This window comes from Paludisphaera soli (genome assembly GCF_011064595.1).
GTDB classification, from domain to species: domain Bacteria; phylum Planctomycetota; class Planctomycetia; order Isosphaerales; family Isosphaeraceae; genus Paludisphaera; species Paludisphaera soli.
The window spans coordinates 58,282-81,208 of sequence record NZ_JAALJI010000028.1 but is presented as its reverse complement, the minus strand read 5'-3'; the positions used below and the strand labels follow the sequence as shown (position 1 = coordinate 81,208).

Genomic DNA, 22,927 nt, shown 5'->3' with positions numbered 1-22,927 from the left:
CTCACCTCTCGTCGGGGTGTTCGTTGCGGGCGGGCTTGGTGCGGGTCGCGACGGCGGCGCCGCGCTTCGCCAGCGTCCAGGCGGGACGCCAGAGGAAGCGGAGGGTCAGCAGGTCCAGCGTCGTCCGGCCGAGGAAGCGGACCCAGGGCGAGCGGAAGAAGCGCGATTCGCTCGCGGAGTCGATCACGTAGAAGAAGACCGGGGTCAGGACGACGCCGAACAAAGTGACGCCGAGCATGCCGCTGAACACGGCCACCCCCAGCGACTTCCGCATCTCGGCGCCCGCCCCGTGGGCGTAGAGCAGGGGGACGACGCCGAGGATGAACGCCAGCGACGTCATGATGATCGGCCGCAGCCGGAGCCGGCAGGCTTCCAGGGTGGCCTCGCGGATCGACCGGCCCCCCTCGGTGTGGATCAGCTTGGCGAACTGGACGATGAGGATCGCATTCTTGCTCGCCAGGCCCACCAGCACCACCAGGCCGACCTGGGTGAAGATGTTGATGTCGGCCGCGGCATTGTGCACGCCCAGCGAGGCGCTGTTGCGCACCCCGACCACCGCGCTGAGCATGCAGAGCGGGACCGACAGGATGACGGCCAGCGGCATCGACCAGCTCTCGAACTGGGCCGCGAGCACCAGGAAGACCATCGCGATCGAGAACCCGAACACGTAGAGCGCCGTGTTGCCCGCCTGTTGCTCCAGGAAGGCCAACTCGGTCCACTCGTAGCTCATGGCCTGGGGGAGTTCGCGGGCGGCGAGCTTCTCCATCGCGGCGATCGCCGTGCCCGAGCTGACGCCCGGCGCGGCGGCCCCGTTGATCGAGGCCGCGGGGTACATGTTGTATCGCGTGAGGATCAAGGGACCGTTGATCTCCTCGACCCGCGCCACGGCCCCGATCGGCACCATCGTCCCCCGGTCGTTGCGAACCTGGAGCCGGCTGATGTCTTCCTTCTGGTCGCGATACTTCGGCATGGCCTGGACGACCACCTGCCAGGTCCGGCCGAACAGGTTGAAGTCGTTGACGTAGAGCGAGCCGAGGTAGGCCTGGAGGGCCTGGAAGACGTCGCGGAGCGCCAGCCCTTTGACCAGGCAGGCGTCGCGGTCGACGTCGAGGAAGATCTGGGGGACGTTGGCCCGGAAGACCGAGGTGAGGCCGTCGATCGCCGGCGTTCGCGCCGCGGGCTCGCCGTCGAGCCAGGCGCGGAGCCTCGCGGCGAGGCCCTCCCTGGACGGCACTTCGGCCTCGGGCTTCTTCGCGGCCTCGGGGGGGATCGGCTCGCCGTTCACGTCGATCCCGGGGTTGGTCGGGCTGACGTTCGCGGCGGCCGCCAGGCGCTCGATCTCGCGCTGGAGCCGGATCGGGCCGAGGTCGCCCCGGTCCTCGACCATCAGCATCCAGCCCCCGGCGCGGCCGGCGCCCCGGATCGGCGGCGGGCCGAGGATCGCCACGTTGGCCTCCGGCACGGCCGTCGCCAGCCGCCCCCGGAGCTTGTTCATGATGACCTCGTAGTACAGCTCGTCGCTCGAACGCTTGCTGAACGGATCCAGGGTGATGAACATCGTCCCGAAATTCGACCCGAAGGCGCTGAGCAGGAGCGACTGGCCCGAGATCGCCACCGTCGCCGCCACCCCCGGCTCCTCGCGGACGATCGAGGCGATTTTGCGGAGGGTGGTGCGGGTCCGCTCCAGTGAGGCCGAGTCGGGGAGCTGGATGTTCGCCAGCATGTAGCCCATGTCCTGCGACGGGACGAAGCCGCGGGGCGTCTTCACGAACGTGTCGTACGTCAGGAACAGCAGCCCGGCGTAGACGGCGAAGACCAAGAGGAAGACCCGGAGCAGCCCGCCGACCAGCCGGGAATACAGGCAGGCCGTCGCCAGGAAGCCCCGATTGAACAGCGTGAAGAACCCGCCCAACACCCAGTTCAGCGGCCCGGCCAGCGTCCAGAGGGCCAGCCCGCCGAGGACGGCGCCGAGGCCGTGGGCCATCTGCTCGGGCGTCGCCCCGAGCCCGGCCAGGAGGTCGCGCGCCGAGTCGAAGACCGCGGCCCGGTTGACGGCCTCGGTCCCGGCCCGTTCGAGGTAGGGCTGGAGCCGGGGGCCGAGCGAGGTGTATCCGACCCAGGCCCCGATCCCGGCCAGGACGATCCGCGGGAGGGCCTGGTATTCCCCCTTCGCCCGGGGCTTGAGCAGCAGGGCCGCGAGCGCGGGGCTCAGGGTCAGCGAGTTGATCGTCGACAGGACCGTGGCCGAGGCGATGGTGAGGGCGAACTGACGGAAGAACTGGCCGGTGATCCCCGAGATGAACGCGCAGGGGACGAACACCGCCGTCAGCACCAGCCCCACCGCCACCACCGGCGAGGAGACTTCGGACATCGCCCGCAAGGTCGCCGCCCGAGGCGCGAGGCCGTGCTCGATGTGGTGCTCGACGGCCTCGACGACGACGATGGCGTCGTCGACCACGATGCCGATCGCCAGCACCAGCCCGAACAGCGTCAGGTTATTCAGGCTGAACCCCATCCCCAGCATGACCGCGAACGTGCCGACGATCCCCACCGGCACCGCCACCAGCGGGATCAGGGCCGACCGCCAGTTCTGGAGGAACAGCAGGACCACCAGGGCCACCAGGATCACCGAGTCCCTCAGGGTCTTGAAGACCTCCTGGATCGACTCGCGGATGTACGGGGTCGTGTCGTACCGGATCATGTAATCGAGGCCTTCGGGGAAGTCCTTCTTCAGCTCCTCGATCTTGGCGCGGACGACGTCGGCGGTCTCCAGCGCGTTGGAGTCGGGGAGCATGAAGATGGCCATGTTGGCCACTGGCTTGCCGTTGATCTCGCTGTCGATGTCGAGGCTGCGGGCGCCCAGCTCGATCTCGCCGAGGTCGCGGATGCGGACGATCCGGCCGTCGGCGGTCCGCTTGACGATCACGTCGGCGAACTGGTCGACGTCGTCGAGCCTCCCCAGCGTGTCGATCGTGAACTGGGTCCGCGAGCCGCCGGCGCCGGGCGACTGGCCGACCGAGCCGGCGGCCACCTGCGCGTTCTGCTCGCGGAGGGCGGCCGTTACGTCGCCCGGGTTCAGCTCACGGGCGGCCAGCTTGTCCGGGTCGAGCCAGATCCTCATGCTGTAGTTGCGCGTCCCCAGCACGCCGACGTCGCTGATCCCCGGCACCCGGGCTAGCTCCTCGCGGACGTGCATCAGCGCGTAGTTGCTCAGGTAGAGCTGGTCGTACCGGCCGTCGGGCGAGAAGAGGCCGATCGACAGCAGGATGTCGGGCGATCGCTTGCGGGTGGTCACGCCCGTGGCCTTGATGACGTCCGGCAGCATGGGGACCGCCAGGGCCACCCGGTTCTGCACCAGGACCTGCGCCAGGTTGAGGTCCACACCCTGCTTGAACGTGACCGTCAGCGTGTAGTTGCCGTCGTTGGTCGACTGCGACGACATGTACATCATGTCGTCGACGCCGTTGACCTTCTGCTCGATCGGCGAGGCGACCGTGTCGGAAACCACCTGTGCGTTGGCGCCCGGGTACTGGCAGGTCACCATCACGGTCGGGGGCGCGATCTGGGGGAACATCGCGACCGGCAGGCTGTACAGCGACAGAGCGCCGGCCAGCGTGATCACGATCGAGATGACCGAGGCGAAGATCGGCCGGTCGATGAAGAAGCGCGTGAACAAGGGGTTGCGTCTCGCCGGGGTCGGGGGGCTTCTCGCGTGACGGTCGGACGATCAGGGTGCCTTCGCGGGGGCGGCGGCTTGCGCCGGCGCCGCGGCCGGCGCGGGGGGCGAGGCCGCGGCGGGGGCCGCTTCCGGCTTCGAGGTCGAGGCCGCGTCGGAGTCGGGCTCGAAGGGGCCCGCCGCGACGGGCGCGTCCTTGCGGAGCTTCTGGAGGCCGCTGACGACCACCAGGTCATCGGGCCCGATCCCCTCCTCGACCTCGCGGTAGCCGTCGACGAGGACGCCGATCCGTCCCAGGGAGACGAGCGAGTGGGTGTACTTGGGGATGGGCGATCCGTCGCGGCCGACGAGGGGCTTGCCCGACTTGTCGGTGAAGAACTCGGGCTGGCCGTCCTTCATCGCCCGCTTCACGACGTAGACCTTCTTGGCGCCCTGGTCCGAGGTCAGCGATTCCTCGCGGACCAAGAGCGCGGGGTGGGGCTCGCCGATCGGCAGCTTGACGCGGACGAACAGGCCCGGCGTGAACAGTCCGTCCGGGTTGTCGAGCCGGGCGCGGAAGCGGAGCGTGCCGGTGTTCAGGTCGACGCGGTTGTCGGTGAAGTCGACGACCCCCTTGTGGCGGAAGTCGGGCTCGTCGGACAGGGCGATCTCGACGGGGACCTCGCGTTCGCTCTGGGCCTTGATCCCCCCCTCCTGAAGCAGGCGGCGGATCCGCAGCATGGCCGCCTCGTTGACGTCGAAGTAGACGTAGATCGGATCCTGGCTGACGATGGTGGTGAGCGCCGTCGTGTCGGACTCGACGAGGTTGCCCGGGTCGACCAGCCGACGGCCGAGCCGGCCGGAGATGGGGGACGACACCCGGGTGAACTGCAGGTCGAGCTGCGCGAGGTCGTGGGCGGCCTTGGCGGTGCCGATCGCCGCGACGGCCTCGGCGTGGTCGTAGGCGTAGCGGTCGTATTCCTCGCGGCTGATCGACATGCCCCGGTCGTACAGGACCTTGGCCCGCTGGAACTCGCTGTTCAGCCGCTTGGCCCGGGTCTCGGCCTGCTCCAGGGAGGCCTGGGCCCGGTCGAAGGCCGCCTGGAAGGGCCGATCGTCGATCTGGAAGAGGACCGCATCCTTCTCGACGTGCTGGCCGTCCTGGAAGTACACCTGGTTGAGGTAGCCGGAGACGCGCGACCGGATCTCGACCGACATCACGGCCTCGGTCCGGCCCGGGAAGGTCTCGAAGTCCCTCACCTCGCGCGAGATCGGCTTTTCGTAGAGGACGAGGTCCGGCGGACGCGCCGCCGGGGACGTCGAGGACGCGGCGTTCCCGCATCCCGAGACCACCCCGCACGCCAACACCGCCAGCCCGACCCAGATCCGACGATCCATACCGCTCGCTCCTGCTGTTGACTCATTCATCGCCCCGCCGCCTCCCCGCCCGCGGGCCCCTCGGCCGCGACTCCGACCGCCGCCGAGCCCGGGCCGGCCAGGAGGTCCGCGTCGCGGAGCCGGGCCCGTTCCCGCTCCGAGAGGATCCCCCGGAAGACGACGTCGAGGATGTCGCGCGCCTGCTCGGCGACGGGCTTCGCCGGGCCCGCGAAATAGTTGGTGAACATGGTGCCGTAGATCAGGTTGCCCACGACGTCGCTGATCTGCTGGGGGCTGATGTCCCTCAGCCTCCCCTCGGCGGTCAGCTCTCCGTAAAGCCGCCGCCACTGCTGGCCGTGGACCTGACGATGCTCGATGTAGGTGGGGCGGGTGCGGTCCTTGAACTGCGCCCGTTCCTGGATGAGAAGCTCGACGTACTCGGGATGCTCGGCGAAGAAGGTCAGGAACGCCAGGATGCCCCGGGCGATCCGCTCCAGGCCGTCCTCTATACCAGCGATATTCGCCTCGACCTGGGCCGAAAGCGTTCGCATCACCCGGTCGGCGGCGGCCAGGAACAGCTCCCGCTTGCTCGGGAAATAGCGGTAGATCGTCCCCTTGCCGACCCCCAGGCGGTCGGCGAGATCCTGGGTCATGGCGTCGGAAAAGCCTTGCTCCGCGAAGAGTTCCGTCGCCATGCGCAGGATCTCCTCGCGCCGGGCTTCGGGGCCTTTCGCCGACGTCCGACTTTTCACCTTGTCATCGGAAGCGGGGGGCATGGCGGGCTCGCCTCGTGAGTGGACTGACCGGTCAGTCCGTGAATTATCGGGAGCTGGAATGTAAAATCAACCTTTAACATTCGGGGTTGATTTCGAGGGGGGGCCGGTCCATGATGAGGTCGTAAGGCCCTGGGCGATGCGCGCATCCTGCCCGGCCCCACGCCCCCCCCGCCGCGAGCGGACGCCGCCCCCGCCGTCGACGACCGGTCGACTGGACCATCCACGCCTCCAGCCGAAGAAGCGGAACCGAGCCATGTGCAGACCCGACGACATCCGGGGACGGCTTCGACGACCCTTCGGATCGGCCGCCGTCGCCGCGGCGATCCTCGCGATCGCACCTCCCTCGGCCCTGGCCCAGGAACCGTCGGCGGAAAAGCCCTCGCCCGAGGCGGTCGCCTTCTTCGAGACCTCGGTCCGGCCGGTCCTGGTCGAGTCGTGCCAGAAGTGCCACGGGCCCGAGAAGCAGAAGGCCGACCTGCGGGTCGACAGCCGCGAGGCGCTCCTGAAGGGGGGCTCGCTCGGCCCGGCCGTCGTCCCCGGCGACCCCGGCGAGTCGACCCTCGTCCAGGCCCTGGCCCATGCCGAGGATCAGGATCTCAAGATGCCGCCCGACGGCAAGCTCGGCGACCCGGCGATCCAGGCCCTCACCCGATGGGTCGAGATGGGCGCCCCCTGGGGCGAGGCGCCGTCGGACCGGGCGTCGGCGGGCGACAAGGCCGAGGACCACTGGGCCTTCCGCCCCCTGCAGGCGACCCCCGTGCCCGAGGTCCGCGACGCCGCCTGGGTCAAGTCGACGATCGACGCCCGGATCCTCGCCAGGCTGGAAAAGGAAGGGATGACCCCTTCGCCGCCCGTCGACCGCCGGACGCTCCTCCGACGCGCCTCGCTCGACCTGCTGGGCGTGCCGCCGACGTTCGAGGAGATCGAGGATTTCGAGTCCGATCCCTCGCCCGACGCCTTCGCGACGGTCGTCGACCGGCTGCTGGCCTCGCCGATGTACGGCGAGCGTTGGGGACGGCACTGGCTGGACGTCGCCCGATACGCGGACACCAAGGGCTACGTCTTCCAGGAAGAACGCAAGTATCCGTACGCGTTCACCTATCGCGACTACGTGATCGACGCCTTCAACGCCGACAAGCCGTTCGATCGGTTCATCGTCGAGCAGCTCGCCGCCGACCAACTCCCGGCCGACGGCGACCCGAGCAAGCTGGCGGCGATGGGCTTCCTGACCGTCGGCCGCCGGTTCCTCCAGGACAAGAACGAGATCATCGACGACCGGATCGACCTGGTCGGCCGCGGCCTGATGGGGCTGACCATCGCCTGCGCCCGCTGCCACGACCACAAGTTCGACCCGATCCCGACCGACGACTACTACTCGCTGTACGGGGTCTTCGCCAGCTCGATCGAGCCCGCTGAGCTGCCCCGGCTGGACGGCGGCGACGCCGCCGACGCCGCCGAGTCGGCCGAGGTGCAGGAGCTGGAACGACGGCTGGCCGAGGCGCGCAAGGTCCGCGACGACTTCAAGGCCGCGCGACGCGCCGAGGTCGTCGGCGACCTGACCGCCCGGGGCTCGCTGTATCTGAAGGCCGCTTACGACATCGGCTTCGACCCTCGCGCCGGCGGCGCCGACGAGCGGGCCGCGAAGGACGGCCTGAAGTCGCTCCCGCTCCGGCTGGCCGCCCGGCTCTGGAAGCAGAAGCTCGACACGCCCGCGACCGACGCCGACCCCGTCCTCGCCCCCTGGCGACTCTTCCGGGCCCTCCCCAAGGACGAGTTCTCCGCCAGGGCTCCCGAGGTCCTCGCGAAGCTGGACGAGCGTGCGACGGCCGCCCCGGGGTCGATCCACCCCCTGGTCCTGGCCGCCCTCCGCGAGGCGAAGCCGACCGACATGGAGCAGCTCGTCGCCTGCTACGCGAAGCTGCTGGCCGGCCTGGAGGAGAAGCTCCACGCCGCGGGCGAGAAGAAGGCCGAGCCGCTCGCCGAGGCCGACTGGGAATCGCTCCGCCAGGCCTTCCACGCGACGGGCGGTCCTTTCGTCCCGGGCTCCGGCGACGAGCGGGGCCTGATCGACCGGGCGCAGCGGGCCGAGCTGCAGAAGCTGGAGGCGAAGGTCGCCGAGGTCGACAAGCAGTCCGCCGGCAAGATCCGGCGGGCCATGGTGATGAACGACGCGCCGAAGCCCACCGACCCGAACGTCTTCATCCGGGGCAATCCCGGACGGCCGGGCAAGCCGGTCCCTCGCCAGTTCCTCAAGGTCCTCAGCGGCCCCGACCGCAAGCCGTTCGAGCAGGGGAGCGGCCGCCTGGAGCTGGCCCGCGCGATCGTCGGCCAGGCCGCCCCGCTGACCGCCCGCGTGATCGTCAACCGCGTCTGGCGATGGCACTTCGGCGAGGGCCTGGTCGACAGCCCCAGCGACTTCGGCGTCAAGGCGGACGCCCCGTCGCACCCCGACCTGCTCGACGAGCTGGCCGCGGGCTTCCTCGCCGACGGCTGGTCGATCAAGGCCTTGCACCGCCGGATCATGCTCTCGAACACCTACCAGCAGGGGAGCTTCCTGCGGCCCGACTGCCTGGACAAGGACGCCCGCAATCGCCTGGTCTGGCGGTTCAACCGCCAGAGGCTCGACTTCGAATCGCTTCGCGACTCCATCCTGGCCGTCTCCGGCTCGCTCGATCCGTCGCGCGGGGGGCCTTCGGTGGCCTTCGACGGTTCGTCGAACCCGCCCCGACGCACGGTCTACGGTTTCATCGACCGCCAGAACATGGACGGCGTCTACCGCGCGTTCGACTTCGCCATCCCCGACGCCACCAACCCCCGACGGTTCGTCACGACGGTCCCCCAGCAGGCCTTGTTCCTGATGAACAGCCCGTTCGTGCAGGAGCAGGCGAAGCGGCTGGCCGCGAGCGTGGACTCGGCCGACCGCGCCGGGGCCGTCTCGGCGGTCTATGAGCGGGTGCTCGGCCGTCGCCCGGACGAGCGCGAGGCGGCGCTGGGGCTGGCCTTCGTCGACCGGCCGACGGTCGACGGGGAGCCGACGTCGCCCCCCCTCGCGCAACTCGCCCAGGTGCTCATGCTCACGAACGAATTCCTCTACATCGACTGATCCGGCCGACCGGGTCCGAGGGCTCCTCTCATGTCGCACGTCCCCAACCGGATCGAGGACAGGGTCTCCACCCGCCGCGAGATGCTCTGCCGCTCGGGCGTCGGCTTCGGGTCGCTGGCCCTCGGCGCGCTGCTCTCGGAGTCCGGCGGCCTGGGCCGGGCCGCCCGCGCCGCCGAGCCGATCAAGGGCGGGGTCGGCGTCAACCCGCTCCTCCCCCGGTCGGCCCCCGCGCCGGCGAAGGCCAAGCGAGTCGTCCACCTGTTCATGAACGGCGGGATGTCGCACGTCGACACGTTCGACCCCAAGCCGGCCCTCGCCAGGCACCACGGTAAGGAAGTCCCGAGCAACCTCCCGACCGAGCGCAAGACCGGCGCGGCCCTGGCCTCCCCCTACAAGTTCCGCAAGTACGGCGAGAGCGGCCTGGAGGTCAGCGAGATCTTCGAGCGCACCGCCCAGATGGCCGACGAGATGTGCGTGATCCGGTCGATGCACGCCGACGTCCCCAACCATGAGCCCTCGCTGATGCTCATGAACTGCGGCGAGGCGCGGCAGGCGCGGCCCAGCCTGGGGTCGTGGGTCCTCTACGGGCTGGGGACCGAGAACCAGAACCTCCCCGGGTTCCTCGTCATGTGCCCCGGGGGATTCCCGATCGCCGAGTCGCAGAACTGGCAATCCGCTTTCCTGCCCGGCGTCTACCAGGGGACCTACCTGGACAGCAACAACACCGACATCGAGAAGCTGATCGCCCACATCCGCAACCACGGCGTCGGCCCCCGGACCCAGCGAGCCCAACTCGACCTGCTCGCCGAGCTGAACCGCGAGCACCTGGACCGCCGCAAGCACGAGGCCGATCTGGAGGCGCGGATCCAGTCGTTCGAGCTGGCCTATCGGATGCAGTCGGAGGCGGCCGACGCGTTCGACGTCGACCGCGAGCCGCAGCACGTCCGGGATCTCTACGGCCCCGGCGTCCACGCCCGGCAACTGCTGGCGACCCGCCGGCTGCTGGAGCGCGGGGTCCGGTTCGTCCAGCTCTGGCACGGGGCGGGGCAGCCCTGGGACAACCACGACGACCTGGAGACCGGCCACCGAGAGCTGGCCAAGCAGTGCGACCAGGGCATCGCCGCCTTCCTGTTCGACCTCAAGCAGCGCGGGATGCTCGACGACACCCTGGTCGTTTGCAGCGGCGAATTCGGCCGCACGCCGACCGTCGAACTCCCCACGCCCGGCGCCAACGCCGGGAAGATGAACGGCCGCGACCACAACCATTACGGCTTCACCGCCTGGATGGCCGGCGGCGGCGTCAAGAAGGGCCACGTGTACGGAGCGACCGACGAATTCGGCTTCCAGGCGGTCGAGAACAAGGTCCACGTCCACGATCTGCACGCGACGATCCTCCACCTCCTCGGCTTCGACCACGAGAAGTTCACGTTCCACTACGCCGGCCGCGACTTCCGCCTGACCGACGTCCACGGCCGGGTGGTCCACGAAGTGATCGCATGAGCGGGAGACTCCTCAGCCCCGCCCGGCTCCAGGCGCTCGGCATGGTCGTGATCGGCGTCCTGGCAGGCTACGCCGTCGCCTCGGCCTGGAACCGCCTCGGGTCCGAGCCCGCACGGCCTGCGCCCCCGCCTGCCGACGCCCGCGACGCCGGCCCGGAAGCGACGTCGCGTCCGGGCCTCGCACCCTCCCGGTGATCGCCGGGGCGGTCTGTTGGCGCGGGGGCCGGGCGGCCATACCATGAGGGTTGATCCGGCCCCCGAGCGCGTTCGTCGGCGGAGGGTCGTGGGGCGTCCGTGGCCGCCACGCCCGTCCCTGGCCCGGGCCCCGGGCGCCCGGAACGCGGCGACGCGGCATCCATCCCGGCCACTTCACGAGGACCGCCCCGTGCGACGACCCCTGTTCGCTCCGCCCGCTCCCGCCGTCCGCCTGACCGCCGGCCTGCTGGCCTCGGCGCTCGTCGGATGCATCCTCCCCGCCGAGGCGCAGGCCCAGACGGCTCCGGCGTCGGCCCCGCCGACGACGTCGGCCTCGGCGTCGGCCCCGTCGAGCGAACCGGCGGCCGCGCGGCCCGCGACGGCCTACGCGGCCCGCGAGAAGCTGCTGATGTACGTCGAGTTCGACGGCCTGGACGCCCACGAGGAGTCCTGGCGCAAGACCGCCGCCTACCGCATGCTCAACGACACCCCGCTCGGCGGGATGCTCGAAGAGGTCGGCGTCGTGCTCTTCGAACGCGCCTCCACCTGGCTGCCGAACCGCAAGATCAACGGCGCCGACGCGGTCGCGATCGTCAAGCACCTCGCCCGCCACGGGGCCGCGCTGGCGTACCACGTGGATCCGTCCGCCCCGAAAGGCGTGCGCGGCGTGCTGGTGCTCCGGGGGATCACCTCCAAGGAGACGAAGTCGCAGTTCAGCCGGCTGGTGATCTCATTCATGGACCCGGCCTCGAAGCACAAGCTGGTGACGAAGGGGGGCGCGCAGGTCGTCGTCGTCCCTCCCCCCCAGTCCGACGACAAGAACCCCGACCAGGGCTGGGCCTGGTGGGCGGCCGGCGGCGACCTCGGCGTGGCCCTCTTCCAGCCCTCCGACGCCGACGCCGTGCTGGCGGTCCTGGAGGGGAAGACGCCGAGCCTGGTGGGATTCGAGCCGGTCGAGGCGCTCAAGAAGCCGGAGGGGGGGCTCGACCCGGTCCTCACCGCGTACATCGACCCCTCCATGAAGCCGGCCGGCGCGGAAGGGGGGCCGGGGATGATCCCGTTCGACGCGAGCGTCCAGCGGGTCGAATATCGTTGGGGATTCCAGGACGACGCCCTCGCGAGCGTCACCCGGATCGTGGCCCCGAAGCCTCGCAGCGGCGCGCTGTCGTTCCTGGACGAGCCCGCGTTCGAGGCCAAGAAGCTGCTGCCGATCCCGGACGGCGTGGAGTACTTCGCGTCGGCCTCGCTCAAGCCGGAGCAATGGGCGACGATGATCGCCGGCGCGATCGGCGAGGGGGAGGGCAAGGCGCGATACGACTCCATCGTCGAGAGCGTCCGGACCCGCAGCCGCATGGACTTCGAAAAGGACCTGCTCGGCAACATCGGCCCCCGGGTCGTCGCCTACCTGGCCCCCGGGGGCTCGGCCGCGACCGTCGACGACGCCCCGGCGCCGGGCCTCGGCGACCCGCTCGCCATGCTCAGCTCGATGGGGCCGCGGATGCCCAGGCCGGTCCTGGTCGCCGAGGTCGTCGACGAGGCCCGGTTCAGCCGGGCGCTCGACGCGGTGATGCTGGAAGTCAACAAGCAGATCAAGACGGTCGCCGCCGAGCAGATCGCCGAAGCCGTCAAGGCCGAGGCCGCGAACCCGGCCCCGGGGCCCGGCGGCCGGGGCGAGGAAGGGGGACCGGGAGCCGACCGCAAGGATCGCCGCCGCGACGAGCCCACCACGCCCGAGTTTCGACTGATCCCCGCTTCGGGGGGCGAGAGCGCTCGCACCTACATGTTCAACGTCCCCACGTCGTCGCCGATCAAGGGGCTGCCGGCGGGCTTCAAGCCGACCGTCCGGCTGGAAGGGGGCTTCCTGGCGATCTCGACCTCCCCCGAGGCCGCCCGCCTGGCCGTGGAGTCGCTTCGACGTAAGCCCTGGACGCCCGCCGAGGACCTCGCCCGGGCCGTGTCCAGGACTCCGGACGACGCGGTGCTGATGCTCTACGGCGACTTCCGCGAGTCGACCTCCGCCGTGCTCGCCAGCCTGCCGGGCACCCTGCAGACCGGAATCAACACCGCCATCGCGGCCAGCGAACGGCTGATGACGCCCGCCGATCCCGCCGCCACCCAGGCCCAGCGCGGGCCGGGCTCCATGCCGGGCGTACTCAGCGGTACGGGCGGGCCGGGCGGTCCGGGCGGGCCGGCGGGCTCGTCCTCGGCGGGGATGTCCTCCTCCCGCGGTGCCTCCTACGGCTCCATGAGGGGCTCGGGCGCGATGGCCGGCATCGCCCCCGGCGCGGGCGCGATGGCCGGCATGCAGCCGGGTGGCCCCGGTGGCCCGGGGGGGCCCGGCACGCCGGGCGCGCCTCGCACGGGCGGCGACGCCTCGATGATCCAGATCCGGGTCGATCCCGCGAAACTCCCCAAGTCGGACGAGCTGCGGGCTCTGATGTTCCCCTCGACCACGACGGTGGCCGTCGACGACCAGGCGATCCGGATCGAGACGCGCGGAGCCTTCCCGGACGCGACGGCCCTCCTGGGCGCCAAGGGGGTCCTTCCGGCCCTGCTGGCCCCGGGCATCGCCGCGGCCCGCCTGGCCGCCAAGAACGCCGCGGCCGCGCCCGACGCGGGCGGCCAGCCCCAGCCCGGCGGCCCTCCGGGGATGATGCAGCCGGGCTTCGGCCCCGGCGGGCCGGGTTCGCCGGGGGCCCCGGGGTCGCCGGGAGCCCCGGGCGGCCCTGGCGCGAGGGCTCCGGGCGCGGACCCGGAGAAGGGCGGCCGAGCCGGCCGCGATCGATGATCCCGAACTTCCCGTTCGCCTCGGTCGTCTAGGCGTCGAGATCAATCGGCCCGCCCCCGCCGCGCCGACCGGGGGCGGGCCTCCGCCCGGTCGGTCGGCGCCCCGATCCCGCCGTCGTCCCGAATCCTCTCCCGAATCGGAGGACGTCCCCATGGAACTCGTCAACGAAGTCACCGCCCATCTCGAGAACAAGCCCGGCCGGCTCGCCAAGATCTGCTCCGCGCTGGCGGAGGAGAAGGTCGACCTGCTGGCCGTGAGCGTCATGGAGACGGCCGGGCCCAGCGTCCTGCGATTCGTCGCCTCGGACCTCGAGGCCACCAAGCGCGTGCTGACCTCGCTGGGGACCGAGTACACGGTCGCCGAGGTCCTGGCCCTCCAGGTCGAGAACCGCACCGGCGCGCTCTCCGGCGTGCTGGAGAAGCTCGCCCAGGAGCACATCAACATCGACTACGCTTACGTCTCGAGCGCGTCGAGCCAGGGCAAGGCGATGGGGATCCTGCACACGACCAACCCCAAGAAGGCCCAGCAGATCCTGCGCGACCAGGCCGCCGCCTCCGAGAAGTCCGGCGGCCGCCGGCCGCTGCACACGCGCTGAGCCCGGGGCCCGCGCCGCGACGCCCCCGATGAATCGAATTGCGGGCGTCCCGGCGCGTCGCCCTCCTCAACTTTCCTTGCGAAGGCCCGACGTGGCGAACAAGAAGAAGAAGATCCGGATCGCGCTGAACAAGAACCGGCAGAAGCGGACGAGGTCGAACGACTTCACCCGGGCGTTCGGCGACCAGACGCCCGCCGCGGCCGAATCGGTCTCCGGCGAGCGGGTCCGGCCCAAGGGCGAGATGTCGCGGCATCGGACCATCATGGCCGACGCCGCCGAGGCCACGGCTTCCGACGCGTCGAGCGGGCCGCCGGACGAATCGTCCAGCCGCCGGGCCGTGGACCAGGCGGCCTGGACCGCGGGCCGCGTCCTCCGCGTCCACGGCCTGGTCAGCGTGGTGGAGACCGAGGACGGCCGAACGTTCCCCTGCCACGTCCGCCGGCTCCTCAAGAGCATGGCGATCGACGGCCGCAACGTCGTGGCCGTGGGGGACCGCGTCTGGTTCCGGCCCCCCGAGAAGGGGGGCGACGAGGGCTTCATCGAGCGCGTCGAGGCCCGGCAAGGCGTGATGACGCGAGGCTACCGAGGTCGTCGCCACGTCCTGGCCGCCAACGTCGACGCCGTGTTCATCGTCTCGGCGCTCGCCGAGCCCGGCGTCAAGATCAGCCTGATCGACCGCTACCTCGCCGCCGCCGAACTGGGCGGGGTCCGCCCGGTGATCGTGCTCAACAAGGCGGACCTGGTGGACGTCTCGCTGTACCAGTGGGTCGTCGGCCTGTACACCCAGCTCGGCTACGAGACGATCGTGACCTCGGCGGCGGACGGCCGGGGGATCGACCGGCTGCGGGGCCTGCTGCGCCAGGGGGTGACGGCGATCTCGGGCCAGAGCGGCGTCGGCAAGAGTTCGCTGCTCAACACCATCCAGCCGGGCCTCAACCTCCGCGTGAACGAGGTCTCCGACTGGACCTCCAAGGGGAAGCACACGACGACCACGGCGGAGCTGATCCGGCTGGAAGGCGGCGGCTACGTCGTCGACACCCCCGGCCTCCGCCAGTTCGAGCTCTGGGGCGTCCTCCCCGGCGAGCTGGAAGGCTGCTTCATCGAGTTCCGCCCGTTCATCCCCCTCTGCCGGTTCCCCGACTGCTCCCACACCCATGAGCACCGCTGCGCCGTCAAGGACGCGGTCTACTGGGGCTGGATCCACTCCGGCCGCTACGAGAGCTACCTCAAGCTCTATCATCAGAAGCCCGACGACGGCTCCTGACCCCGGCGCGATCCCCGGGCCTCGGCCGCCCTTGCCGGCTCCCGGCCCCTCCGATACCATGCGACTCCTTTTCGGCGGCCGGAGGCCCCCGAAGAATTTCGCGGCGCTGACGGGGCCGATCCTGCGACTACAGACGTGGAAGGCGGATCGCGCCCACGGCGGCGAGGGCCCGACGTGCGAGGTCGGGCCGTCGACGCGAGGGCGCCCCGGCGCGATTCGAGGCGTGCCCGAGCGGTCTCCTTCGCGGGAGATTCACGCGAACGGGCCCAAGAAAATCGAACCGCCGTCGAATCCCCCAACGTTGGATCCGCGGCCCGCGACCCCGGACGGTCGCGGGCGGGAATCGGCGGACGGCCACGGCCCCGGAGGCCCTGCCGGCGGAACGATTCCGCACCAGGCGATCGAGAGGAGATGGGAGACCCATGGACCACGATCAAGGGCTCGACCAGATGCGGGACGACGGGAACGACGGCTCGCGCCGCGTCCGCGGCGGTCGGGTGCGGCTGGCGTGGCTGAGCTGGGAGGCGGCGATCGTCCTCGTCGTCTCGGCGATCGTCGCGATCATCCTCTCGGCCCGGCTCGAGGTGGAGGAGCCCGACGGCCGCAAGGGGGGGGCGACGGTCGGGGGGCACGACCTCCTGCTGGAGGCGATGGCCCTCGGGGCCGACCGGGACGTCTTGATCTCGTCCGGGATGGACGGCTCCGTCCGGTTCTGGGACCTCGACCCGGCCAAGGCGAGCTGGTGCGAGGAGGTGTTCAGCCTCCCCCACGGCTCGCAGCCCTACGCCCTCGCGCCGAGCGCGGACGGCCGCTACCTGGCGGTCGGCGGAGCGAGCCACCTCACGGTCTGGGAATCCGGCCCCGACGGCTGGCGGGCCGTGGTGACGAAGGAAGGGGCCGAGTTCCGATACCTGGCCTTCGCCCCGGATTCGCGGACCCTGGCGGCCGGCGGCGAATCGGGCGGGATCCGGCTGCTGCGGGTCCCGGACCTGCGGGAAGAGGCCACGCTCGACGGCCTGGGCGACATGGTGCACTCGGTGGGGTTCTCGGCCGACGGCAGCCGGGTGGCGGCCTCGTCCTTCGCCGGCGACTTCCTGATCTGGGATCGGGCGACCGGCCGCGAGGATCGGCTCTCCCGCAACTTCGGCCGCGTCCACTGCTTCGCCTTCACCGCCGACGGCCGGTCGCTGGCGACGGCGCCGTGGCGGGCGGGGCAGGGGGGCGCCAAGATTTGGGACCTCCGCACCGGCGAGCTGAAACACCGGCTCGGCGGCGACGTCGGCTATAACGCGCTGGCCTTCTCGCCCGACGGCGGCTCGCTGGCGGCGGCCGGGGTGGACCAGGCGATCCAGGTCTGGGACGCCCGCAGCGGCGTGCTTCGCGGCCGCCTGAGCGAGGGCGTCGGCTGGGTCAAGGCCGTCCTGTTCACCCAGGGGGGCTCCCGCGTCGCCTACGGCGGCCGCGACGGCGGCATCCGGTTCTGGGACGTGCCCGGGGCCAAGCCCGAGGTCGAGGAGAGCGTCGGCGCGACGACCGAGCCCGCCGACGCACCCGCGGGCTGAACGAATCCGCGGGACTGGAAACGACCGATCCCGTACAATCGGGAAGATCCCGTTTCGCCCCGCCCGGCCCTCGGCGGGGCCGTCGAGAGGCGGCGACTCACCCCTCGGAGCCCGGCCCGATGAGCCGCGTCGGCGAGACCTGTCCCCCCATGGAACGGCTGCTGGACCGGGCTCGCCAGGGCGACGGTGCGGCGCTCGGCCTGTTGCTGGAGCGCTACCGGAACTACCTCGCGCTCCTGGCCCGGGTGCAGATCGGCCGGCGGATCCAGGCCAAGATCGACGTCGCGGACGTGTTGCAGGACGTCTCGCTGGAGGTCCATCGCCGGATCGGCGGATTCCGAGGGGGCTCCGAGGGGGAGTTCCTGGCCTGGCTCCGCCAGATCCTCGGCGGCGTCCTGGCGAACCAACTTCGGCGCTACTTCGGCGCCAAGCGGCGAGACGTCCGCCTGGAGCGCGACCTGGGGGAGGACCTGGACCGCTCCTCGCGCGCCATGGCCGGGCCCCTGGCCGCCGCGGGAAGCTCGCCGAGCGCGCAGGCGTCGCGACGGGAGCAGGCGGTCCTGCTCGCCGACGCCATCGACGGCCTCTCGCCCGACTATCGCGAGGTCATCATCCTCCGCCAGCTCGAAGGCCTCAGCTTCCCCGAGGTCGCCGATCGGATGGGGCGGACCCAGGACAGCGTCAAGAACCTCTGGGCGCGCGCCCTCGCCAAGCTCCGACGCGGATTGGAGGCCCTCGATGGGGCTTGATCGCCCGGACGACGCGACCGAGCTCCTGTCGCGCGACGACGGCGACGCCGAGGACCCCCGGCTCGCCCGGGCGCTCGACGCGTACGAGGCGGCCTGCGCCCGCGGCGAGCGCCCGCTCCGCTCGGCCTTCCTGCGCGAGCACCACGAGATCGCGGGCGAGCTGGAAGAGTGCCTGGAGGGGCTCGAACGCCTGCGGGGGGCCGGCGTCTGGTTCCAGGGGGACGTGCCGATGCCCCCGGAGCGGCTCGGCGACTACCGGATCATCCGCGAGCTGGGCCGGGGCGGGATGGGCATCGTCTACGAGGCGGAGCAGGCGTCGCTCGGCCGCCGCGTCGCCCTGAAGCTGCTGCCGTCCACCGCCGCGATGGACCCGCGCCACGTCCAGCGGTTCCAGCTCGAGGTCCAGGCGGCCGCCCACCTTCGGCACCCGAACATCGTGCCGATCTACGCCGTGGGCTGCGACGCGGGCGTCCACTACTACAGCATGCAGTACGTCGCCGGCCGGCCCCTCTCCGCCCTGATCGACGACCTGCGTCGCGAGCGCGAGGCGAGGCCGGGCTCGCTCCCCGCCTGGGAACCTTCGTCCCGAGACTCGGGCTCGCCGGAATCGCGCGAGAACCGCTCGTCGCGTCCCGGAACCGGGTTCTTCCGAGGGGTGGCGAGGCTCGGGCTCCAGGCCGCCGACGCCCTGGAGCACGCGCACTCGCTGGGCGTGATCCATCGCGACGTCAAGCCGGGCAACCTCCTGATCGACGAGCAGGGGGACCTGTGGGTCGCCGACTTCGGCCTGGCCCGCCTGCATGGGGCCTCCGGGCTGACGGCGACCGGCGACCTCGTGGGCACCCTGCGCTACATGAGCCCCGAGCAGGTCATCGCCGATCGCGGCGTCGTCGACCATCGCACCGACCTGTACTCCCTCGGCGTGACGCTCTATGAACTGGTGGCCCTTGAGGCGGCCTTCCCGGGGGGCGACATGGCCGCTCTCGTCCAGCGGATCAGCGACGAGGAGCCCGCCCCCCCCTCGCGGCACACGCCCCAGCTTCCGCGCGACCTGGAGACGATCATCCTGAAGGCGATGGCCAAGGACGCTGGGGGCCGTTACGCCTCGGCCCGCGAGATGGCCGAGGACCTCCGCCGCTTCCTCGACGACCAGGCGATCCTCGCCCGCCGGCCGACCCTGGGCGAGCGGGCGGTCCGCTGGACGCGCCGGCATCGGCCGATCGCGGCGGCGCTGGGGGCGGTCCTCGTCCTCGCGACGGTCTGCCTGGCGATCAGCACCCTGGTCATCTGGAACGCCAAGTCGCGCATCCAGAGCGAGTCCGACGCCCGCCGCATCCAGCTCGAACGGGCCGAGGTGAACCTGGAGGTGGCCCACCGCGCGCTCGAACTCTACCTGGACTCGGCCGAATCGTGGTTTCCCCGGGGGCCGGGCGACAGCCGCCGCGACGTGGACCTCCTCCGCACCGCGTTGGAGTTCTACGAGCGGATCGCCGCGCGGAACGATGCCGACGCCCGGGTCGTGCAACGCACCTTCAGCGCCTACGGCCGGATCGGCGACATCCGGCTGACCCTGGGGCAGATCTATGAGGCGGAGGACGCCTACCGTCGGGCCCTGCAGGTGATGCTCTCGCTCCAGGAGCGAGGCGGCGACGATCAGGGGGCGTTCCAGCTCGCCGCCGTTCTCCGGAAGTACGCCGACCTCCTGCGGCGGCAGGCGGTGTACGGCCCGGGCGAATGGGCCGTCGACCAGTCGATCCAGCTCTTCCGCAAGATCCCGCCGTCGCCCGACGACCGCAACCGTCGCTTCGCCCTCGCGCAGGCCCTGAACCTGAAGGCGCACATCGAGGGCGAGACCGGGCGCGTCGAGAAGGCCCTGGCCGATTCGAACGAGGCGCTCGGCCTCCTCGTCGGGCTCCAGTCCTCCGCGGGATCGGCCTTCCCGCCCGCGATCGACCTCAAGAACGAGCTGGCCGCCATTTACACCGGGATGGGGACCTGGCTCCAGCTCGCCCGCCGCCGGGGCGAGGCCGAGGAGGCCTATCGGAAAGGGCTGGAGCAGGTGGAGGAGTTCCGATCCGCGACCCTCTCCCAGCCGGCCGGCCGCGAGTCCCTGGCCCGCTGCCAGGCCCGGCTGGGCGACCTGCTGCTGGAGTCCCGACGCCATCCGGAGGCGCTCGAGTCGCTGGAGGCGAGCGTCGCCGTGCTGGAAAGCCTGATCGCGGACTACCCTCGCGTGCCCCGCTACAAGCGCGACCTGGCCCGGCTCTACGAATCCTTGAGTCGAGCGTACTGGGAGACCGACCGGCCGGAGGATTCCGAGGCCGTTCTCAAGAAAGCCTACGCGCTGGACCCCAAGCGCGAGGCGTTCGAGCAGATCCGGCTCAACAACATCGCCTGGTATCTCGTGACAACGCCCGACCTCTCCTCGCGAAATCCCGCCAGGGCCGTCGAGATGGCCGAACTGGTCGTGGCGAACGCCCCGGAAGCCTGGGCCTGCTGGAACACGCTGGGGGTCGCCCGGTATCGGAACGGCGACTGGGACGGCGCCCGCGCCGCGTTCGAACGCTCGCTCGAACTCAACGCCGACGACAAGGCGTTCGACGGCTTCGGCCTGGCGATGGCCCTCTGGCGGCTCGGCCGCAAGGACGAAGCCCAGGACTGGTATCGGCGGTCGGAGGAATATCGGCTCCGGGAGCGTCCCAACGACCTGGAACTGCTCCGCTTCCTCGCCGAGGCCCGCGCCCTGATGGGCGAGGCGCCCCGCGGTGCGTCCGACCCCGCGCCGCCTTCCCCTTCCCCTTCCACGATCGCAGAGGTCCTCGCCAGCCCCTGGTTCGGGCTCCCCTCGCGCCGGGTGGAGATCCCCAGGACCTCCCGACCTCCCCTGCCGGTCGAGCGCGATCCCGGCGAAGGGACGACAAAGGCCCAGCCCGCGGCCGGGTCGAGCGGGGCCTGAAAGGTGCCTGGGAACGAAAAGGCCGGCCCGTCGGGCGACGGGCCGGCCTCGATCCCAGCCGGCAAGGCTGGGGGCTTTGCTCCGTTCAGTCCTGGCGGACCTCGATCTTCTTGATCTGCGCCTCGGCCCGCTTCCGGAGCGTCAGATGCAGGACGCCGCTCGCGAGTCGGGCGTCGACCGAGTCGGCCTCGACGGACTCGGGGAGACGCAGCGAACGCTCGAACTGGCCGAACGTCCGGCCGTTGTAGGCGTACTGGCGACCTTCCTCGACCTGACGCCGAGCCTTGATCGTCAGCACGTCCTCGTGGATCGTCACCTCCAGGTCCGGGAGGGCGACGCCCGGCAGGTCCACCTCGATGTGGAAGTGGCCCTCATCGGCCCAGAGGGAGAGCGGCAACGGCTCGACGGCAGGGCGTACGGCTCGCTTCGTCTCCGCCCCTTCGCCGAACAGCTGGCCGAACAGAGCGTCCAGCGGCGTATCGAATCGCCCGAGACCGTTGACTGCCAAACCCGACCGATTCCTCATCGACGTTGACATGGATCAACTCTCCCCGTGCTAAGAATCGTCGCGATCCCGCCCTGGGATGACGCGATAGTATCGTCGCTGCCGGCGTCGTTCACCGGTCGACGCCTTCGTGTTATCCTATAGGCACTCGGGGTGCCAAAGTCGATTAGAAACCGCAAGTCGTACGAGGAAATAGGTTTGCGGGGATGTTTTGTCTAAATGGTCACACAAGGCTTGATGGAAATTGGCAGTCTCTGTTGCCCGGTTGTGTCAAAATGGCATGGGTTCGAGTGGAGTCAATGCGACTGCCGATTTAGGTCGGGGCGTCCGCATCCGAAGATCCCCGGCGTAGGCTTTGCATCAGAAGGTTGGATGATTTTCACCGAACTTGACGATTGTCGCCAACCTCCGATAATTTGGAAACTCCGTAGAAATTAAGAGTCTGGTGAGCCGCAGGCTCGTCAGGGTTTCGGCCACCCGGCCGGAAGTCGTGCAAGGTTGAGTGGGCGAGGGGACGCCGGAGTCGGCCCTTGCCCGGCGAGGGAGACCGCCCGCTGGGGCTTTCCCGATAGCAGATCGGGATCGATGACCGAACGGCCCGAGGCAGGTCGGTCAGCAGGGCACCCGACGGGTGTCGCCGCCCCGTCGCGCGCCGTCGGTTTCGAGGAGGCTCCCGGCGACCCGTCGGGCCAGAGGAGGTGGTCAGTGCAACGCGGATGGGCGGTGGACGTCGATGAGTCGGAACTCTTCGAGGAATCCTCGGAGGATCGGTTCCGGGGCCGAGGGGTGCGGCTCGGTTTCTTCACCTGGCAAAGCCTGGCGGTGGTGGTTGGGACGCTGGCAATCGCGGCGGCGCTGGTGGAGGAGGAGCCGGTGCCCCCGGTCGGGAGCGAGGAGGCTCTCGCCCTGGCGGGGCACCTCGGGCTCGTCGAGTCGATCCGGTTCTCCCCCGACGGCAAGACCCTGCTGAGCCTGGGATGGGATAAGACGGTGCGGATCTGGGACGTCGAGCATGGTCCGGCCGAGGAGTTCGGCCAGGAGCTGGCTCGTCTGCGGGTGGACACCGAAATCTACGCGGCCGGGCTATCGCCGGACGGCTCGACGGTCGCGATCGCGGGGATCGACGGCGTGACCTTCTGGGATTGGCGGGACGCCTCTGTGCCGGTCAGGAGCCTGGAGGGCGTCGGGCCAAGCCGCGCCTTGACGTTCTCTCCGGACGGCCGCACCCTGGCGCTGGGCGGTTTCGACCACCTGATTCGGCTCATCGACGTGGGAGCGGGGAAGGTGACGACCTCGCTGAAGGGGCATCGGGACGTCGTCCGGAAGCTCGCCTTCACGCCGGATTCGCGGAGCCTGATCTCGCTCAGCTTCGACGGCTCGCTCAAGTCCTGGTCGATCCCCGAGGGCCGCGAATCCTCGCGCTTCCGTGGGCTGGAGGACGCCAGGCATCCGATCCTGACGTTCGCCCTGGCCCCGGAAGGGGACGTCCTGGCCCTCAGCCGGTTCCACGTCCCGTCGCAGCGGATCGAGATCTGGGACGTCCCGAAGGGCGTGCTCAAGCGGTACTGCGGGGATGGGGATGCGGCGGCCCACGCCCTGGAGTTCTCGCGGAGCGGGGGGATGCTCGCGTCGTCGGGCTCCGACTTCCGCATCCGCTTCTGGAACGCGGAGACGGGCCGGGCGGCCGGATCGTTCGAGGAGAATCTGGGCTGGGTCCGGACGCTGGATTTCTCGGTCGACGGCCGCTGGATGGCCCTGTCGAGCAACCCGGACCAGGTGCTCCTCAAGCCGATCATGATGCCCAGCCTGGCCTCGCATCCCGCCGCCGAGACGCCCCGGCCCGAGCCGCTCCGGACCCCGGGCGAGGCCTGAGGTGAGGCCGACAGCGGGCCGCCCGCGCCGG

Annotated in this window: 14 protein-coding genes; 10 read left to right on the top strand and 4 right to left on the bottom strand. The window is 70.8% G+C overall.

Annotated elements, in window-relative coordinates; all coding sequences use genetic code 11:
- Position 1 precedes the first annotated feature (1 nt).
- From G6O68_RS26040 to G6O68_RS26030, 3 genes are read right to left on the bottom strand one after another with little or no spacing between them, the layout of a single operon-like run.
- A complete protein-coding gene (locus tag G6O68_RS26040; protein ID WP_165251648.1) occupies positions 2–3,676 on the bottom strand; it encodes an efflux RND transporter permease subunit in 3,675 nt (1,224 codons plus the stop codon).
- A gap of 51 nt (positions 3,677–3,727) precedes the next feature.
- Entirely contained in the window at positions 3,728–5,053 is a 1,326-nt protein-coding gene (locus tag G6O68_RS26035) for an efflux RND transporter periplasmic adaptor subunit (protein ID WP_165251646.1), read from the bottom strand.
- 26 nt (positions 5,054–5,079) lie between these two features.
- Positions 5,080–5,727 carry a TetR/AcrR family transcriptional regulator gene (locus G6O68_RS26030; protein WP_240911513.1) on the bottom strand — a complete coding sequence of 216 codons (648 nt, stop codon included), beginning with the start codon at positions 5,725–5,727 and terminating at the stop codon, positions 5,080–5,082.
- 334 nt (positions 5,728–6,061) lie between these two features.
- Between G6O68_RS26030 and G6O68_RS26025 the strand changes: the two genes are divergently transcribed.
- The 9 genes from G6O68_RS26025 to G6O68_RS25985 all read left to right on the top strand — a co-directional run bounded on the left by G6O68_RS26025 (position 6,062) and on the right by G6O68_RS25985 (position 20,519).
- Entirely contained in the window at positions 6,062–8,911 is a 2,850-nt protein-coding gene (locus G6O68_RS26025; protein WP_165251642.1) for a PSD1 and planctomycete cytochrome C domain-containing protein, read from the top strand.
- Between the two features lie 30 nt (positions 8,912–8,941).
- Positions 8,942–10,411, top strand: a complete 1,470-nt coding sequence (locus tag G6O68_RS26020) for a DUF1501 domain-containing protein (RefSeq protein WP_165251640.1) — start codon at positions 8,942–8,944, stop codon at positions 10,409–10,411.
- On the top strand, positions 10,408–10,605 hold the full coding sequence (locus tag G6O68_RS26015) for a hypothetical protein (protein ID WP_165251638.1): 198 nt from the start codon (positions 10,408–10,410) through the stop codon (positions 10,603–10,605). The genes G6O68_RS26020 and G6O68_RS26015 overlap by 4 nt, the downstream gene beginning before the upstream one ends.
- Before the next feature lie 190 nt (positions 10,606–10,795).
- Positions 10,796–13,393, top strand: a complete 2,598-nt coding sequence (locus G6O68_RS26010; protein WP_165251636.1) for a hypothetical protein — start codon at positions 10,796–10,798, stop codon at positions 13,391–13,393.
- A gap of 151 nt (positions 13,394–13,544) precedes the next feature.
- The gene (locus tag G6O68_RS26005; protein ID WP_165251634.1) at positions 13,545–13,988 is read left to right on the top strand and encodes an ACT domain-containing protein; all 444 of its coding nucleotides are present in this window, start codon (positions 13,545–13,547) and stop codon (positions 13,986–13,988) included.
- Positions 13,989–14,079: 91 nt separating this feature from the next.
- Entirely contained in the window at positions 14,080–15,252 is a 1,173-nt protein-coding gene (gene rsgA / locus G6O68_RS26000) for a ribosome small subunit-dependent GTPase A (RefSeq protein WP_240911512.1), read from the top strand.
- Positions 15,253–15,674: 422 nt separating this feature from the next.
- The gene (locus G6O68_RS25995) at positions 15,675–16,814 is read left to right on the top strand and encodes a WD40 repeat domain-containing protein (RefSeq protein ID WP_165251629.1); all 1,140 of its coding nucleotides are present in this window, start codon (positions 15,675–15,677) and stop codon (positions 16,812–16,814) included.
- A 119-nt stretch (positions 16,815–16,933) separates the two neighbouring features.
- Positions 16,934–17,563 (top strand): sigma-70 family RNA polymerase sigma factor, encoded by a 630-nt coding sequence (locus G6O68_RS25990; RefSeq protein ID WP_206108215.1) that lies wholly within the window; start codon positions 16,934–16,936, stop codon positions 17,561–17,563.
- Entirely contained in the window at positions 17,553–20,519 is a 2,967-nt protein-coding gene (locus G6O68_RS25985) for a serine/threonine-protein kinase (RefSeq protein ID WP_165251627.1), read from the top strand. The genes G6O68_RS25990 and G6O68_RS25985 overlap by 11 nt, the downstream gene beginning before the upstream one ends.
- 85 nt (positions 20,520–20,604) lie before the next feature.
- Here G6O68_RS25985 and G6O68_RS25980 read toward each other — a convergent pair whose 3' ends face one another.
- Positions 20,605–21,027, bottom strand: a complete 423-nt coding sequence (locus tag G6O68_RS25980) for an Hsp20/alpha crystallin family protein (protein WP_165251624.1) — start codon at positions 21,025–21,027, stop codon at positions 20,605–20,607.
- 702 nt (positions 21,028–21,729) lie between these two features.
- Here G6O68_RS25980 and G6O68_RS25975 point away from each other — a divergent pair.
- Positions 21,730–22,896: a WD40 repeat domain-containing protein gene (locus G6O68_RS25975; RefSeq protein WP_165251622.1), complete on the top strand. Its 1,167-nt coding sequence runs from the start codon at positions 21,730–21,732 to the stop codon at positions 22,894–22,896.
- Positions 22,897–22,927 lie beyond the last annotated feature (31 nt).